The 15,652-nt window shown below is 42.3% G+C and carries 20 protein-coding genes; 12 read left to right on the top strand and 8 right to left on the bottom strand.

The genetic code is table 11. The features are described 5' to 3' along the window. Positions 1-27 precede the first annotated feature (27 nt). From grxC to grxD, 7 genes are all read left to right on the top strand, one after another. Positions 28-342, top strand: coding sequence for a glutaredoxin 3 (gene grxC / locus ACEYW6_RS08360; RefSeq protein WP_190892904.1), 315 nt, complete (start codon positions 28-30; stop codon positions 340-342). A 302-nt stretch (positions 343-644) separates the two neighbouring features. Further along, positions 645-1,130: a tRNA adenosine(34) deaminase TadA gene (tadA, locus tag ACEYW6_RS08355; RefSeq protein ID WP_196510872.1), complete on the top strand. Its 486-nt coding sequence runs from the start codon at positions 645-647 to the stop codon at positions 1,128-1,130. Between the two features lie 112 nt (positions 1,131-1,242). After that, a complete protein-coding gene (locus ACEYW6_RS08350; RefSeq protein ID WP_196510871.1) occupies positions 1,243-2,001 on the top strand; it encodes a lysophospholipid acyltransferase family protein in 759 nt (252 codons plus the stop codon). A gap of 521 nt (positions 2,002-2,522) precedes the next feature. Further along, positions 2,523-2,669, top strand: a complete 147-nt coding sequence (locus tag ACEYW6_RS08345; protein ID WP_190892897.1) for a hypothetical protein — start codon at positions 2,523-2,525, stop codon at positions 2,667-2,669. 152 nt (positions 2,670-2,821) lie between these two features. Next, positions 2,822-3,427 carry a hypothetical protein gene (locus ACEYW6_RS08340; RefSeq protein ID WP_190892896.1) on the top strand — a complete coding sequence of 202 codons (606 nt, stop codon included), beginning with the start codon at positions 2,822-2,824 and terminating at the stop codon, positions 3,425-3,427. A gap of 229 nt (positions 3,428-3,656) precedes the next feature. Beyond that, a complete protein-coding gene (locus ACEYW6_RS08335) occupies positions 3,657-3,914 on the top strand; it encodes a BolA family protein (RefSeq protein WP_412979332.1) in 258 nt (85 codons plus the stop codon). An 87-nt stretch (positions 3,915-4,001) separates the two neighbouring features. Beyond that, positions 4,002-4,325 (top strand): Grx4 family monothiol glutaredoxin, encoded by a 324-nt coding sequence (gene grxD / locus ACEYW6_RS08330; protein ID WP_190893041.1) that lies wholly within the window; start codon positions 4,002-4,004, stop codon positions 4,323-4,325. Positions 4,326-4,678: 353 nt separating this feature from the next. Here grxD and ACEYW6_RS08325 read toward each other — a convergent pair whose 3' ends face one another. Continuing rightward, entirely contained in the window at positions 4,679-4,927 is a 249-nt protein-coding gene (locus ACEYW6_RS08325) for a DUF6761 family protein (protein WP_104907495.1), read from the bottom strand. Positions 4,928-5,510: 583 nt separating this feature from the next. On the opposite strand from ACEYW6_RS08325, the gene ACEYW6_RS08320 reads away from it, so the two are divergent. Beyond that, the gene (locus ACEYW6_RS08320; RefSeq protein ID WP_190892895.1) at positions 5,511-6,284 is read left to right on the top strand and encodes a response regulator transcription factor; all 774 of its coding nucleotides are present in this window, start codon (positions 5,511-5,513) and stop codon (positions 6,282-6,284) included. A 67-nt stretch (positions 6,285-6,351) separates the two neighbouring features. On the opposite strand, the gene ACEYW6_RS08315 is transcribed toward ACEYW6_RS08320, so the two are convergent. From ACEYW6_RS08315 to ACEYW6_RS08300, 4 genes are all read right to left on the bottom strand, one after another. Next, entirely contained in the window at positions 6,352-7,131 is a 780-nt protein-coding gene (locus ACEYW6_RS08315) for an ATP-binding cassette domain-containing protein (protein ID WP_412979331.1), read from the bottom strand. Between the two features lie 76 nt (positions 7,132-7,207). Then, positions 7,208-7,774, bottom strand: a complete 567-nt coding sequence (locus ACEYW6_RS08310; protein ID WP_412979330.1) for a hypothetical protein — start codon at positions 7,772-7,774, stop codon at positions 7,208-7,210. Positions 7,775-7,842: 68 nt separating this feature from the next. Next, positions 7,843-8,304: a DUF4079 domain-containing protein gene (locus ACEYW6_RS08305; RefSeq protein WP_412979329.1), complete on the bottom strand. Its 462-nt coding sequence runs from the start codon at positions 8,302-8,304 to the stop codon at positions 7,843-7,845. 143 nt (positions 8,305-8,447) lie between these two features. Continuing rightward, positions 8,448-8,843 carry a DUF1830 domain-containing protein gene (locus ACEYW6_RS08300; protein ID WP_196510867.1) on the bottom strand — a complete coding sequence of 132 codons (396 nt, stop codon included), beginning with the start codon at positions 8,841-8,843 and terminating at the stop codon, positions 8,448-8,450. A gap of 585 nt (positions 8,844-9,428) precedes the next feature. Between ACEYW6_RS08300 and ACEYW6_RS08295 the strand changes: the two genes are divergently transcribed. The 4 genes from ACEYW6_RS08295 to ACEYW6_RS08280 all read left to right on the top strand — a co-directional run bounded on the left by ACEYW6_RS08295 (position 9,429) and on the right by ACEYW6_RS08280 (position 13,448). After that, a complete protein-coding gene (locus tag ACEYW6_RS08295) occupies positions 9,429-11,018 on the top strand; it encodes a photosystem II high light acclimation radical SAM protein (RefSeq protein ID WP_412979328.1) in 1,590 nt (529 codons plus the stop codon). 93 nt (positions 11,019-11,111) lie between these two features. Beyond that, positions 11,112-12,509, top strand: a complete 1,398-nt coding sequence (locus ACEYW6_RS08290; RefSeq protein ID WP_412979327.1) for a DICT sensory domain-containing protein — start codon at positions 11,112-11,114, stop codon at positions 12,507-12,509. After that, the gene (locus tag ACEYW6_RS08285; RefSeq protein ID WP_412979326.1) at positions 12,506-13,144 is read left to right on the top strand and encodes a pentapeptide repeat-containing protein; all 639 of its coding nucleotides are present in this window, start codon (positions 12,506-12,508) and stop codon (positions 13,142-13,144) included. The genes ACEYW6_RS08290 and ACEYW6_RS08285 overlap by 4 nt, the downstream gene beginning before the upstream one ends. Positions 13,145-13,214: 70 nt before the next feature. Beyond that, positions 13,215-13,448 (top strand): hypothetical protein, encoded by a 234-nt coding sequence (locus ACEYW6_RS08280; RefSeq protein ID WP_190933721.1) that lies wholly within the window; start codon positions 13,215-13,217, stop codon positions 13,446-13,448. A 51-nt stretch (positions 13,449-13,499) separates the two neighbouring features. Here the strand turns inward: ACEYW6_RS08280 and ACEYW6_RS08275 are convergent, their stop codons facing one another. The 3 genes from ACEYW6_RS08275 to clpS all read right to left on the bottom strand — a co-directional run bounded on the left by ACEYW6_RS08275 (position 13,500) and on the right by clpS (position 15,600). After that, entirely contained in the window at positions 13,500-14,417 is a 918-nt protein-coding gene (locus ACEYW6_RS08275; protein ID WP_412979325.1) for a pentapeptide repeat-containing protein, read from the bottom strand. Next, positions 14,414-15,247 (bottom strand): CPBP family intramembrane glutamic endopeptidase, encoded by an 834-nt coding sequence (locus tag ACEYW6_RS08270; protein WP_412979324.1) that lies wholly within the window; start codon positions 15,245-15,247, stop codon positions 14,414-14,416. The genes ACEYW6_RS08275 and ACEYW6_RS08270 overlap by 4 nt, the downstream gene beginning before the upstream one ends. Positions 15,248-15,318: 71 nt before the next feature. Next, complete coding sequence (gene clpS / locus ACEYW6_RS08265; RefSeq protein ID WP_104907504.1) at positions 15,319-15,600, bottom strand: ATP-dependent Clp protease adapter ClpS; 282 nt, start codon at positions 15,598-15,600, stop codon at positions 15,319-15,321. Positions 15,601-15,652 lie beyond the last annotated feature (52 nt).

The following is a 15,652-nucleotide window of genomic DNA, read 5'->3' as shown; positions in this document are numbered from 1 at the left end:
CATAGTTAGAACCTTGTTTAAGAAAATATGCTGGACTTTCTTAATCCCCTCTTAAATCGCCATCCAGAGCGAGTCAAAGCCAACGTCGAGCTTTACACGTGGCAAACTTGTCCTTACTGCATCCGTGCCAAAATGCTGCTGTGGTGGAAAGGTGTAAATTTTACTGAATATAAAATCGACGGCGACGAAGCAGCTAGAGCGAAAATGGCAGAACGCGCTAACGGACGCCGTACCGTACCACAAATATTTATCAATAATCAGCACATTGGCGGCTGCGATGATCTTTATCAACTAGACACACAAAATCAACTCGATTCCCTTTTAGCCCAAGCTGCTATTTAGCTTCAGATTTCTAGTCCTTGTCATTACCCCCATTTTTGTAACAGTTTAACTATTGCAGTGACGCACATCCCGCCTAGAACTTAAGTTCTAGGCTAAGAGCTACTGTCCACTCAAGTGGACAGAAATTCTTGTTTAGTCCTTTATAAGAGGACTTTAGCTATTAGCCTTGGAATTTATTCCGAGGCGGGATAATTAAGTAATGACAAAATTTCTAGACTATATACTTTTTCTTTCTCGTAGGATCGGTGTCTCACTCGTCCAAAGGCGATCAGAATTTTAAAATTTTTGTATTGATTAAGAAAATGCTAAGTAAGTATGCAGATTATCTTATACATAAACAATGGATGAGTTATGCTCTAGAATTAGCACAAACAGCAGGTGATGCAGGTGAAGTCCCTGTAGGTGCTGTTATCATTGATTCAACAGGCAAATTGCTAGCACAAGGAGAAAACAGAAAGGAGCGCGACAAAGACCCTACCGCTCATGCGGAAATTCTGGCTCTCAAGAGAGCTGCAACAACTTTACAAAATTGGCATCTTAATGAATGTACCCTCTACGTAACTCTTGAACCTTGCCCAATGTGTGCAGGTGCGATCGTCCAAGCGCGACTAGGACTACTCGTATATGGAGTAGACGATACAAAAACTGGCGCAATTCGTACAGCTATTAACATACCCCATAGCGCTGCTTCTAATCACCGCTTACAAGTAATCGGAGGCGTTCTAGAGTCAGCTTGTCGTGAACAACTACAGGCTTGGTTTGCTCTTAGACGGCGTACAGTAAACTAACGGACAGAGGTAAAACTGTCCATCTACTAGGACACAAGTCACGCAAGAGAATCTACGGTGTAACTAATCAGCTTTTCGTTAAATTTTTACCCGTCAATCAGCTGCATCCGTCATGATGGAATTTTACTCTTCATCCGATACCTGCCAGCACACAGCAGCAAATCCTCAGGTGGCTCGTACTACCTCAAGGGTTTCTCCTTGGTTAAGTCCTCTGGCATATTTATTAGGGCGTCACTGCCTATTACCATTATTCTTTGGGCAAATTAGAATAACCGGACAAAAAAATATCCCTACAACTGGGCCTGTGATCTTCGCGCCTACTCATCGGGCGCGTTGGGATGCATTGCTCGTACCCTACGCTACCGCTGATTGTCGGAGAGAACAAGACCTGCGGTTTATGGTGACTATTGACGAATGCCAAGGCTTGCAAGGCTGGTTTGTCAGACGTTTGGGGGGGTTTCCTGTAAATTCTAAGCATCCGTCAATCCGCACGCTGCGACATGGAGTTGAGCTACTTCAGCAGAAAAAAACCCTGGTCATCTTTCCAGAAGGTAACATTTTTCGTGATGGCCAAGTTCACCAGTTGAAACCCGGAATTGCTCGTCTTGCTTTGAGTGCTGAATCTAGTCATTCGGGGCTGGGAGTGAAAATTATACCTATAGCTATTAATTACAGCCAACCTTATCCAAATTGGGGTACAGATGTGAGTATTGACATTGGCTCCCCAATTAGAGTAATGGATTACATGAGTGGCTGTATAAAACAAGATGCCAAAAGCATCACAGCTGATTTAGCAAAGGCACTGCAACAATTAAGCCATCAAGAAACAAAAATTACTAATCACGCATTTGCAGAAATTACTAATTCTTAATCTTGTCATCCGTCAAGAGTCCCAAGACTGGCTCTTAGCTATTGACCATTAACCGTGCATGATTAAGAAACTAACTGCACATTGTCAAGGTTTGACACCAGTTGTAAGTGCTATGTTCATCCTGAATTAGTGGTATTTTGCAACCTTTGAGGATGTATATATATAGATTACCCTCTATTAACAGGATATTTAGCCAAATTGGCATTTTTTGAGCGAATAGCTAATAATTGTTTCGAAACTACTGAATTGGTTGATGATAAATATTCTTATATTTGGTCAAATAGTTAAATAAAAGTCTTTAGATTTTCCATGATTTTGTAAATACGACTGGTAAAAACAAAATTTTGAGGAGCGCGGACTAGGGACATCGCCATGTTTCAATGGTTGGTTGGTGCGATGGCGTTTCACGCCCGCTGGAAGCGATCGCGAATAGTTCAAGCAGTGCTTTGGTAAGATTATCGTGCCAAATATCCCACTTAACCTGAGATAATTATTGGGGAGGAAAGTAGGTAGCAAGATAGATGGTGGAGCAGTTTAAATTCTTTTCTCAAATCAACTTTTCGCCAGCGCCTTGTCAAACTACTCCCAAGCTGCTTGCTAGTAAACCGATGATTGTAAAATCAGAGGAATTAATGCGATCGCTCATAGGAACGATTTTAGTTAATTAGTATACAGGAGCAATGGGAACTCTACTAAACCAATTTTCAGTCTAAATCAAAGAAACTTAGGATGCGGCTTTGCTTTGTCCAAAACCAAAACAGAGTTAAGATACCCGAAGTTTCCATAACTTTTCTGTATAGTCATTGCACTAATTGATCCCATGAACACTGCTGCCGCTGTTACCTTGATGCACCGTACTCTTTTATCAGTCATAGCAGTCCTCAGCCTGCTATCACCTGTGAATGCTCAGGTATCACAGGCACCAGGCACTACTAGCCCACAACCTATTGATCCCAACGATCCCAATAATTTACGCCCCATAACCCAAAGTAACAGTCTTTTGAGTATTCAAGGTGGCGATCGCCTTGTGAAAGATGCAGAACAAGCTGTTTCTGCTCAAAACTACCCCTTAGCTGCTAAGAAACTGCAAGAAGCACGTCAGGTTTATAATCAGCTATCTAATTTTTATCAAGAGTTAAATTCTAGCTTTTCGGGAATTGACAATAGAGTTTCTGACTCTCAGCGTCAAAAAGCTCTATTAACAGCCCAAAAGAGAGATGAAGCCACCTTTCAGCTAGCATTGGTACATCGGGCCCAAAATCAGCCAGAATTAGCTGTGCCATTGTTGGTTCAAATCATTAAGAGTCAAAACCCGACGCGGGATTTAGGCAAGAAAGCCTATAAACAGTTGTTTGAATTAGGTTTTGTAGATTCTCCCTATCCTAGAGAAGGTGGTAGTTCATCTTCCTCATCCCCAAAAAAATAAATTAAATTTTTGTTGCCTCTTTTTCCCTATCTCCCCCATCTCCCTAACGATTCGCTTGGGAACGCCCCAGTGCTAGGATAGAGCTATCCGCCGTAGCCAAAACCTGAGCGTTCTCAAAAATACACCTCAGAGGCACGTTTATCTACAGCCTTGCCAAAACCTGAAGTTGGCACGGTCATTTGCTCTATATCTGTTAATAATAGAAAAGTAAGTTTTTTCAGGAATTGCGATGATTAGTCCGCAGCAGGTTGAGGCAATGATCAAGGCGGAACTGCCAGACGCCCAGGTTCAGGTGCAAGACTTGACTGGTGGCGGTGACCACTATCAGGTGACAGTAGTTTCATCGCACTTTGCAGGTAAAGGACTAGTGCAACAGCACCAGTTGGTTTATGGTGCGTTGGGTCAAGCTATGTCAACTGAAGCGATTCATGCCTTGGCGGTAAAAACATACACTCCCGAAGCTTGGCAAGCAATAGCAGCTTCGTAAATAAGAGTTAGAAGTTAGGAGTTATGAATTTTGACTCCTCACTCCTCACTCCTCACTGTTGAATCCAACATAGGAAACACAAATACCATGACACCAGAACTCAAAGACAAAATTGATAACTTGCTACAACAGAACAAGATTTTAGTTTTCATGAAGGGAAACAAATTAATGCCCCAATGTGGTTTCTCCAACAACGTTGTGCAGATTCTCAATACCTTGGGAGTTCCCTTCGAGACGGTTGATGTTTTATCAGACTCTGAAATCCGTCAAGGAATTAAAGAATACTCTAACTGGCCGACAATTCCCCAAGTGTATATCAATGGTGAATTCGTTGGCGGTTCTGACATCTTGATTGAACTGTACCAAAAAGGTGAATTGCAGGAAAAGGTAGAAGTAGCACTAGCTTCTTAATCTTTCTTTACGTAAACTAAAGGGATGCTGCTGAATTTGCGCTTCCCAATTAAGGCAATATGCCATTTTAAATTTCCTTGAAAGGGTAGAGAAATAGTGTCTCGCCTTTCAAGGGTTTTTTAATGGATTTTTGACAAAAATACTTTACCTATGTTGGGCTTGATTTTATAGGTAGCCAACAATCCCCTCAGTCGTATTTATTGGCAAGACCAATATAAGGCTGAGGGGATGCGTTTAATCAATACAATATCTCCAAAATTTCACACCACGTCAACCCGTTGACCAATACAGATAATATGCTATAATTATCTGCGGTAATTAACGGTTACTATCAATGACCACGTAAATGGTACTTAGTAGTAATCGGGTTGTGGCTGTGGTTGCGGCACCGCAAAGTTTGATCCATCGTACAAGTAGCGGCTGGCTTCCTCTTCTAGGCGATGAATTAGAAAAGGTTCAATGACGTTGCTATGTCGCAGTGCGGCTAGATATCCATCCAAATACATCCGCATATCATCCGTGCGATAACCGCGATTCCATAACTCGACGAAGGCGTCGGTGAGTCTTTGGTAATAGCGGATGGTTTGTGTGTCTTGGAGCATAACTGCTGTATTAAACTCTTTGGAATGAGAATTGTAAATGATTCACGCTCAAATGTGAAGTGTAATTTCACTTTGGCATCAACTCAAAGTAAACACATCTACTTTGGGCAATACCTTCATAGCTGCTACAAGCTACTTTAATCCTATTCCAGAAAACATCGATTCTAGTTAGCTGCTAAGTTATTTTTTTGATTTTCATGGTCAACAACGCAATTGTATTGGTGTTATATTCCTGGATGGGGACACTAAATTTTGCGAAAAAATCCACTTTCACCATCAGGTTGAAAAGCTGTTTTAGTAGCGATTAGCTGGTTGGGTTGTAGATTTTTGCCATATTACGCCCATGTAAAAACAGAATGTTAAGCTAAAAGAACTTTTGATAAGTCTAACAATACTTTCGATAAATTTAATAAAAATTTAAGAATATTTCTAATCGCCTATCGGCAAAGCATAAATTAAAGATATTGCCACGCTTTTTATTAGGGAATGTAAAGTTAATAGCAATTGAAGTAACAAAGGCTACAAAACCTTAGAGATGGGCTTGTTACTTTGAAAGTCATCGACGCTAAGGGGTCTTGCCACCGTGGGTTCGGTTTGTATAGAAATCATTGAGGGGAATCCCCATCTGAGGTCGTTGCTGGGTTGGCACTTGCAACAACTGGAATACCGTGTGCATCAAGCTGCCAGCATTTATCAAGCAAGGGAAGTATTTTTAAGTCATCAACCAACACTGGTCGTCTTGGATGCAGACCTACCTGATGGTGATGGCATCGAGTTTTGTCGTTGGTTGCATCGTCAGCAGCAACCTCTAATCTTAATGCTATCTGCCCGTAATAGTGAAGGTGATATCGTCGCAGGTTTAAAAGCGGGTGCAGATGATTATCTGAGCAAACCTTTTGGAATGCAAGAGTTTTTGGCACGGGTAGAGGCGCTGATTCGCCGGAAGCGTACACCGACTGCACCAGCTTATTTGGATTATGGCACTTTGCAAATTGATTTAGTTCAGCGTCGTGTCCGCTTTCAGGGGGAGTTCATCGACTTAACACCCCAAGAATTCAGTTTACTGTACGTTTTGGCACAAGCTGGGGGCGTACCTCTGAGTAGATCAGAATTGCTGCGTCGTGCTTGGCCTGACGCTATCGATAACCCTCGTACTATTGATACTCACGTTTTATCGCTGCGGAAAAAGGTTGAACTTGATCCCCGCCAACCCAATTTGATTCAAACTATCCGCAATGTAGGATACCGTTTTAATATGGAAATTTTGAATACCAATATTTCACAGTCACAAACAACAAAGTTAGCTAGAGAGAGATTTAATAATCAACGTTCAACGCTTAGTAGTAGTCCAGTGTGATGGGGCATTTGTGAGAGAAGGAGTAAGATAACGACTCCTGATTTCTGTCTCCTGAGCAATTTAAAATCTAAAATCCAAAATCGTCTTGAGCTTCTGCTTGAATTAAGCTTTCTCGTAATTTAACCCAGTTTATTTCAGAGACTCTTTGATTTGCCAATAAATGACCTTGCTGTAGATGTAACAACCGAGTGCAAAACATCTGGGCTAGTTCTAGTTGGTGATTTACCATCAAAATCGTAGTTTGATGAGTTTGACTCAACTGGGTTAAGACTTGCATTAGATGAGAAGCAGTACCAGCATCTAGGGCAGAGGTTGGCTCGTCTAATAATAATATTTTAGGCTGGACGACTAAGGCACGTGCGATCGCTATTAGTTGTCGTTGTCCAGCAGAAAGTTGCACCTCTGTTCGCCCCAACCATTCATTGGGAATGTGCAGTTGTTCTGTCCAGTGACTGACTCGTTGCTGAATAGTCTGTTTGGGCAAACCGCTCAAAACTAAAGGATAAGCCAAGGCTTGCTGAACTGTCATCCCCAATAGTCTTGATTCTTGCAATACAAGTACAAACATCTGGCGTAGCTGGATGACGGGAATTTGGCGATATTCTTGATTTTCTAGATAGAGTTTACCACTCGTGGGTTCTATGAGGCGGTTGAGGAGACGTAATAACGAAGTTTTCCCAGCGCCTACTGGGCCTATAATCGCAAGTCGTTCGCCCTGGAATACCTCTAAGGAAATATCTTGCAATATGGGGTATCCTTGCTGATTGCCTGAAAGTTGGGTTTTCAGCCTTGTAAATAGATTAACTTGCTCTAGTCTGAGCGTGGGTTTTGCTGTGACATTATTCAAGGTGAATGAAAAATAGGGAGTAGAGAGTAGGAAAATGGGGAAGAAAGAACCAATACCCCATGCCCCATTGCCAATTTTAAGTTAATTGTGTAGTAGTTAACGCTGTAGCGATCGCCCAGCCATCGACTAATAGTAGCAGCAGTGTGAATACTAGTAAAATCAGGTACATCCAGGGCTGCGCTAAAGGGCGAACATCTGTGGTGTCAATACTCGTCTTTGCTTGGACAATTTGCACCAAACGGGCAAATCCAGCTACACGCATCGGTAGTAAATAAGCTTTCCCATCCTGGCTGAGGAAGTAATAAACTAGCCCTCCTTGTCCAGTACTGCGGGGTTTTAACTCTTTAACTTGTGACCAAGGTAAAGACCAGCCTTTACGAAAAAAGCGAGGCACCCAGGCGGGGTAAGTAACCTGAATTCCTTGGTCATCTACCATTACTTGTTCAGTTAATACCGCGTACAAGGCAACTAAACCGATGCCAATCCCTATCCACAATAATTCTGGAGGTACGGGTGCAGCTGTTACCTGCGATAAAAAAGGTAATGGGACTGTGAGTGCTATGTATAGACTCAGCAACGTTATCCGAATCAAAGGAGACAGACGAAAAACAGAAGCTGAGATATTGGCTGAGTTTGCTGTCACGGCTCAATTACAATGCTTTTCTTCATTGTAGGGTAGGTCTATGTCCCTGGTAGTTGATGTATGGCAGTTCACGGTAAATACTTCTGCACTACAATCCAACCAGTAAGGGACACCCAGGCAAATCCTATAAATAGAATAATATTTACGCCGATGTGTAAGGGTCTAGCCCAAGGTCGTCTGACACTAATTTGGGTGGCACTGAAAGCAGATAGTAAAACTAATGCTACGACTATTAACCCAGCGATTAAGTGCGATGAGTGACCTAAAGAACCAAAGTGCCCCCAAGTGCCAACGATGCCGATCGCTAGCAGTAGTAGCACTAAACTTACCATGCTGATGCCCATTGTATAGTGGAGCGATCGCACTGTCCTATTCCCTCCCATAAATGGGGTAATAAAAGGGAATTGCTGCGAAGTTCTCGCCCGAAACATCCAAACGCCGGTTACTGCTAGCATCAGATATGCCAGCAGGGACAACCCCATTGACCAAGCGGCTATTTTCCACAACCAAAGAAATGAAGGCAGATTCATAAGAATGATTGTAGATGAGATGGGGGAGATGAGGAGGACAAGGGAGACAAGGAGAATAACCAATGTCCAATGCCCAATGCCCAATAAATAATAAACAAAAAAGGCTGCTGAATTAGCAACCCTTAAATTTAGTAAATTTTTTTTTAATCAACCGATGCTAAACCAACAATTTGTAAGGGTTTTGTAGTATCTCCGATTTTTGTATGAATTTGCTGCACCATAGGTCTGGTATTAATAAGGTCTTTTCCATCTGATGAGTCTGTATCAAACTCATAAGCGCTGGATTCTTCGAGCATCAAGCGATCGCACGGAATTTTATCGGATAAAATTGCACTTGCCATCATGCCTGTATGAATCTCCATTTGACCTTTTCGCGGAGCTTCAAACACTAAACGTTGTCCAGGGAAAACAACCCTTTCAAAGTACCAGTTGGGAATATTGGAGATGCGAGCTACCTGTATTTTGCTGGTGGCATTAATGTAGCAGCAGAGAATTTTTCCCGATTGCTCAGGTGGTAGAGGATCTAATATTTGAGCCATAACTGCTGAGGAGCTTTACGCCACAATTTTACATTACACCAGCCAAGCCTAGCATTGCCTGATCCCCAGTTGCTGTAGCTCCGACTACCAACTTAAATCTTTGTAGATTATTTCTACCTAAAGATATACCCAGGTTGTAAAAATCTTGTAAACATTTATGCTTTATCTGTAATTTTACACTATGTGAACATTTTTAAGTTCTTAATTTACCGCAAAAAATCTTTAACTTTCTGAAGGCGGATAATTACAGGGTAGCTATGGCGAAGAACCCCTTAGCTTGAGCTAGTTCAGGAGTGTATTTTTGTGTTTCATCTATTGCAGGATTAAAAGCCTGGGATCATCGCTTAATGAATGAACTCGATGTTATCGTAAAGCTATATGAAAAATGTCTTCATAAACCCTCTCTTGATCCCCTGCGTTTGGTATGCAAAGCAATTTATTGATTCCTACATCTGTGAGCAAAAGTTTCACACATATCAATAATGAGCTTCAATGTCAAGCAAGATTGTCATAAATTAAGAGCAGCCAAAACAAAAACACGCTTTAAAACTGGAATTTATCTCGCTTTCCCCAAAGATTGGCAAGATGGAAGTCAAAACACCCATGATGGAAAATCGAATTCTTTACGTTCGCCTTCCTTGTAACCCTATCTTTCCCATTGGGGTTGTCTACTTGAGCGATCATGTCCACAAACAGTTTCCTGATATCGAACAGCGCATTTTTGATTTGGGAACAGTGCCACCTTTAGACTACAGTTCTGCTCTGGATCGCTGTATCGATGATTTTAAACCGACACTACTAGTATTTTCCTGGCGGGATATTCAAATCTATGCTCCAGTTGGCGGGCGTGGTGGTAACCCACTACAAAATGCTTTTGAATTTTACTACGCAAAGAATCCTCTATTGAAACTGCGTGGAGGATTGGGCGGTTTGCGAATCTTCATCGCTTACTATGTAGAATTATGGCGCAATCAGGGCTTAATCAAACGCGGTTTAAAGCGTGCCCAAAAATATAATTCTAATGCCCGTGTAGTTGTAGGTGGTGGTGCAGTCAGTGTATTTTACGAACAGTTGGGCAAAAGCTTACCTCAAGGGACAATTATTTCTGTAGGTGAAGGCGAAACCCTGCTGGAAAAACTTTTAAGTGGCAGAGATTTTCGAGATGAACGCTGTTACGTTGCGGGAGAAACTCAACCACGGGAACGGCTAATTCACGAACAACCCACGCCGCTAGAAAAAACAGCTTGTAACTACGACTATATCGAAAGCATCTGGCCGGAATTTAACTTTTACCTGCAAGAAGAAGACTTTTATATAGGTGTACAAACTAAGCGTGGTTGTCCTCACAACTGCTGCTATTGCGTCTACACTGTTGTCGAAGGGAAACAAGTACGCATCAACCCAGCAGATGAAGTAGTTGCTGAGATGCGCCAATTGTATAATCGCGGCATTCGCAACTTCTGGTTTACCGATGCCCAATTCATCCCAGCAAGAAAATTTATCGACGATGCCATAGAACTATTGCAAAAAATCGTCGATTCTGGTATGACAGATATCCACTGGGCAGCATATATTAGAGCCGACAATTTGACACCAGAGTTGTGTGACTTGATGGCTAAAACCGGGATGAACTATTTTGAAATAGGTATTACCAGTGGTTCTCAAGAACTTGTGCGGAAAATGCGGATGGGGTATAACTTACGAACCGTGTTGCAAAACTGCCGCGATTTAAAAGCAGCTGGTTTTAACGATTTAGTTTCCGTTAATTACTCCTTTAACGTCATTGACGAACGTCCCGAAACCATCCGCCAAACCATCGCGTACCACCGGGAACTAGAACGGATCTTTGGTGCTGATAAAGTCGAACCTGCCATTTTCTTTATTGGGCTGCAACCCCATACCCATTTAGAAGAATACGCATTCAAAGAAGGCATCCTTAAACCAGGGTATGATCCAATGAGCTTGATGCCGTGGACAGCCAAAAAACTCCTCTGGAATCCCGAACCTCTTGGTTCATTCTTTGGAGAAGTCTGCTTGCAAGCTTGGCAACAAAACCCTAACGATTTCGGACGCGAAGTCATGAAAATTTTAGAAGAAAAGCTGGGTTGTGCCGACTTAGAAGCAGCACTTTCTGCCCCAATAGATAGAAAAGACAAACAGTTAGCAGCTGTTTGATAAACTTCCCAGAATCAGACAAGAGCAAATTTCATCTCCTTGTCTCTCGCCTGTCCCCCTATTTACCCTCTGCGGTTATTTTCACCCAATCCCATGTTAGAAGGTTCAATTCTACAACAGCTAGAAACAGCCCATCGCCACACTACTAGGCCAATTCGATTCGGTGTTTACTACAAGAATACCTTGGTTGCCCTGTGCCATGCTCTTGAAGACCATATCTTAACCGACGACGGTACACCCCTAGTTATCACAGCCTTCCAACAGGGTAAATGGTATCTACAAGAAGCTCAACGATATGCAGACATAGCCCAGCGCAGTCGCCAAATTGCCATTATGGCTGCCTCTGAATCCGGCTTTGCTGAACATCCTACCAGCCAGCTACCCAATGTAGACTTAGTGGCATTAGCTCCAGTTGATCCAGTGGCGCAGGAGTGGCACTTAATTATTTTATCGCCAAATTACACGGCGATGGTAATTTGTCAAGAGTTATCAGAGGCTGATTATGGCAGCGCTGGAGTACCGACATCAGACTTAGAGCGTAAATTTTATGGCTTGTGGACATTTGAGCCAGAGTTAGTGCAAGATACAGCAGAAATAGCGATCGCTCACATCAAAAAATACAACCCAGAATTGGCGGAAAAACTCACAGCCGATAAACGGCAAATTGTACCGTCAATGGACAGATCCCAAAATTTAGGTGCAGTTGTCTCCCGTGTAGTAGATTACCTCCAGACTGGGCAAGATAATTTATCCATACCAACAGCGCTTCAGAAACAAACGCTAGATCGCAACTTGGTTTCTAACGAAATCCAAGCCTTTTTGCGAATGGCGCAGCTGATGGATATAGCAGATGTCAACAATCCAATGGCAGCTGCAGAAGTAGTAGTACTTGCTGAAGCGATCGCCCAGCTTTTGGATCTTCCCGCATGGCAGATTAAAAGGTTGCGGCTAGCGGCTTTGTTACATCGCATAGATCCATTACAGAAAGCAGAAAGCGTTCTCACAGGTGGTATATCCACACGCTACCAAGAAGATGCTCCCAGTTGTCCTTTAACTTGTCCCTTAGTACCGGGGGCGCAAGTATTGCGAACAATGCCAAGACTGCGAGCAGTTGCCCAAATTATCACTCACCAAACCGAGTGGTGGAATGGCACAGGGGAACCAGCAGGTTTAGCTGGAGATGAAATTCCCTTAGAGTCAAGAATTTTGGCATTATTGGCAGATTTTCAGTGGCGAGTCAATGAGCGAAAATCTTCAAATCAAAGCCGGGAACAGATATTTACTCAAGCTTTAGATGAGTGCAGACAGCAACAATCTACCCGTTTTGACCCTAAACTTGTAGATACCCTAACTTTATTAGTTATGGGTTTACAACAGGGACTCGACTTACCCATCATGACACCCAAATTCAGCGCCGGCATCTGGATACTCGATTCCCAATGGGATAGCCACAGCAAGATAAGTGAAGAGATTAGTAGTTACTTTACATGAATATTGAAGCCATTAGATTAGGAAAACTCAAACAACTTCCAGGGGCAAATTTAGAAGACGAGGAACTCTCCCGACTAGATTTAAGCCGCATTAATCTTGCTGGTGCTACCCTTATTGGCACTAATTTCGCCGCTTCAAAACTCGAAGGTGGGCATTTGGAGGGGGCAAATTTGATGGGAGCCAACCTCCAAGAAACTGACTTACGGGCGAACCTGATGGGAGCAAACCTGATGCAAGCAGATTTAACAGGTGCTGACTTGCGGGGTAGCAATTTGCGTGGCGCTAACTTGATGGGAGCAAGACTCAGTGATGTGTCATTGGTGGGTGCTTTCTTGAGTGGTGCCAATTTGATGAATGTGAACTTGCAAGGCGTTGATTTGCGCGGTGCTGATTTGCGCGGTGCAAACCTGACTGGGGCAAATCTCAAAGGTGCAGATTTGAGTCGCGCCGATTTGCAAGGTGCTTTGTTGAGTGAAGCGAACCTGGAAGAAGCTGATTTGCGGGGGGCGAATTTGGCAGGGGCGAATTTGACAGGAGCTAATTTACTTTGTGCAGAGTTAGAAGGTACAAATTTGAGCGGCGTTAATTTGAATAAAGCGTGTGTGGTGGGTACTGTGGTTGAGACGCTTGCGTAAAGATTGCACCAAAAAGCCCAGTATCCTTGGCTATTGTTAAAATTTTTGCAGATGAAGCAGGTAAAAATTTGTGAGTCTACAAGAAGTTATCAAACTAGCAAAGCAGCTTTCATCTGTGGACAAAGTACGTTTGATCCAGCAAATTGCTCCTGATATAGAACGTGAGTTAACAGAGAAACTCTCTACCTTTCCCCGCCAATCCTTGTGGGGACTATGTGCTGATTTAGGAAACGCACCTTCCACAGAGGAAATTGATATAGACCGTAGTGAAGAATGGGCTAATTTTCCACGGGAGGATATTTGATGCTGCGTGCTGTAGCTGACAAATATGTACTCCTGGGAACGAGGCAACTAATTAATTTTGAAAACATCCTTTCTTGATTTTACTAAAAATGAAAGGATATCCCAAATATTTACCTAACTTAGTTTTGCAAGCAGGTAGTCCTAATTTGGCGCGAAATTCTTCGTCATATACTGCTTCTTCCCAATTTTCTGCCAATTTAATCTGCTCGGTTGTGAGATTTTTAGCATGACGAAAGTCTGTTCTATCTACGCTACTTTGAGTAAAGTCAACATCACGGAGATTTGCACCTCTTAAATCATTTCCATCCAATTTTGCGACATTTAATCTAGCACCACTCATATCTACATTTCTTAAGTCTACATCGACGATTAATTTGCTGTGGCTTAAATCAGCATTTTGTAAGTTTGCCGACTGAAGGTTAACATTGCCAAAGCTTGCGTAAGATAAATTAGCTTGATTTAGATTTGCTCCCGTTAAATCTAAACCTGTAAGGTAGGCACTTTTTAAGTTAGCGCCACTTAAATTCGCAGCACGGAGATTACTATCAGAAATAAATAAGCCAGAAAGATTAGTATCAGAAAAATTAGCTGATTGTAAGTTAACTTTCTCTAACGAAACTTTATAATCAACATTACAACTAAAATCAATATCACCGATTTCTGAGAATCCAGATTCTCCATGATCATTTTCAGATTTATCAGTCCATCGCATCTCTGCTTGGCGTAGATCAGATCCTTGTAAATTTGCACCTTTTAATTTAGCATCTGTCAGTTCAGCTTCTCTTAAATCTGCTCCAGCTAAATCAGTATTTGTTAAATCAGCACCACCTAAATCACACTTGGGACATTTTTTAGTTGTTAGCAACTGCTTCACATGAGCGGGATTTGAAGTTTTTTTAGCCTGACAATCTTTACAACTAGAAAGAAAAGTAAGTAATAAAGCTGATACGATTAATATTTTTATTTTCATATATGACGCGATCGCTCAGTTCGCCCTCGTATCCACAAAGCTAGTACACTCATTAACAACACCCCCATCACTCCTTGCAGGGGATTATTATTCACACCAGTTAGCCAATCAGGAACTTGACCAGAATATTTAACTAATTCCCCAACATTAATAATGTAGTAGCCCCAAACTAAACCACCATGCAAACCAATTGGTAAACCCAAGCGTCCCCTCCGCCAACGCTTTCCCCATACCTGCGTTAATCCCAGCAGTACTAAAGCTGGAAATTGTGGCAGTGTATGAATAATTGCCTCCAAGGGTTTAATAAAATGCAATGTAGCAAAGGCAATTGCATCCGTCCACAGTGCGACACGCGGACTGTAATCTCGTTGTAATTCATCTAGCAACCAGCCTCGGAATAACAATTCCTCAGCAAATCCGATGCCCAAACCAACAAGTAAACCCTCTAAAATAACTTTCAGCAAAAAAACTTTCGGTTGTTGCCACACCAACCAACCCAATAAACTTTCTACCCCAAAAAGTATCAGAATATTAATTATCCCCATAGCCAAACCACGCAGCAAATCCACACCGTTTTGTCGCGTGAATTCTAAGCCATAATGCCGGAGAATTTGGGGCTGTTGGTAGACATATTTACCCCATAGTCTCAGGAGAAAAATAAATATTGCATATAACAATACCAATGTCAATATACTTTCTAAGTTTGAATCATGCACTAGTAAGTATATTGGTGCAGCTAATGGCAACCATAGGAGCAATAAAGTCAAAATAAAACAACCCAGCCTGATAGGGGCAGGGCGTTCAGCTAGACGGACAAAGTTTTTTTTCATACCAAGTAAGTCACCAATCACTAGTCAATACTCTATATTTCGACAAATGACCAATGACAAATTACCAATGACTATTCGTCAGGTTCAATCGTGCTACTTAAACCGTGACTTATCAATGTTTCGCAATAGAACTCAGCGTGTTCCAGAGCGCAAGTAATCACTAAAGCTAGCCCGTTAGTATGGGCTTCCATCATGATGCTAACAGCCTGGGGTTGGGTAAGGCTTGGTACAGTGGCTATTAGTGACTGCACAACATGCTCCATAGAGTTGTAGTCATCGTTATGGAGCAAAACGCGATACCGAGGCGCTAGCTTACGGGTTGTGGAAGGCTTTTCAATAGTTTCAACTGACACGGCTCTTTGCTCTTTTCTTGTTGATTCACTACTACAAAGTGTCTGTGTAGCG

The sequence above is a fragment of the Nostoc sp. UIC 10607 genome (assembly GCF_047228265.1).
Taxonomy (GTDB): domain Bacteria; phylum Cyanobacteriota; class Cyanobacteriia; order Cyanobacteriales; family Nostocaceae; genus Nostoc; species Nostoc foliaceum_A.
The sequence above is the reverse complement of the archived record's forward strand: the minus strand, read 5'-3'. Positions and strand labels throughout refer to the sequence as shown.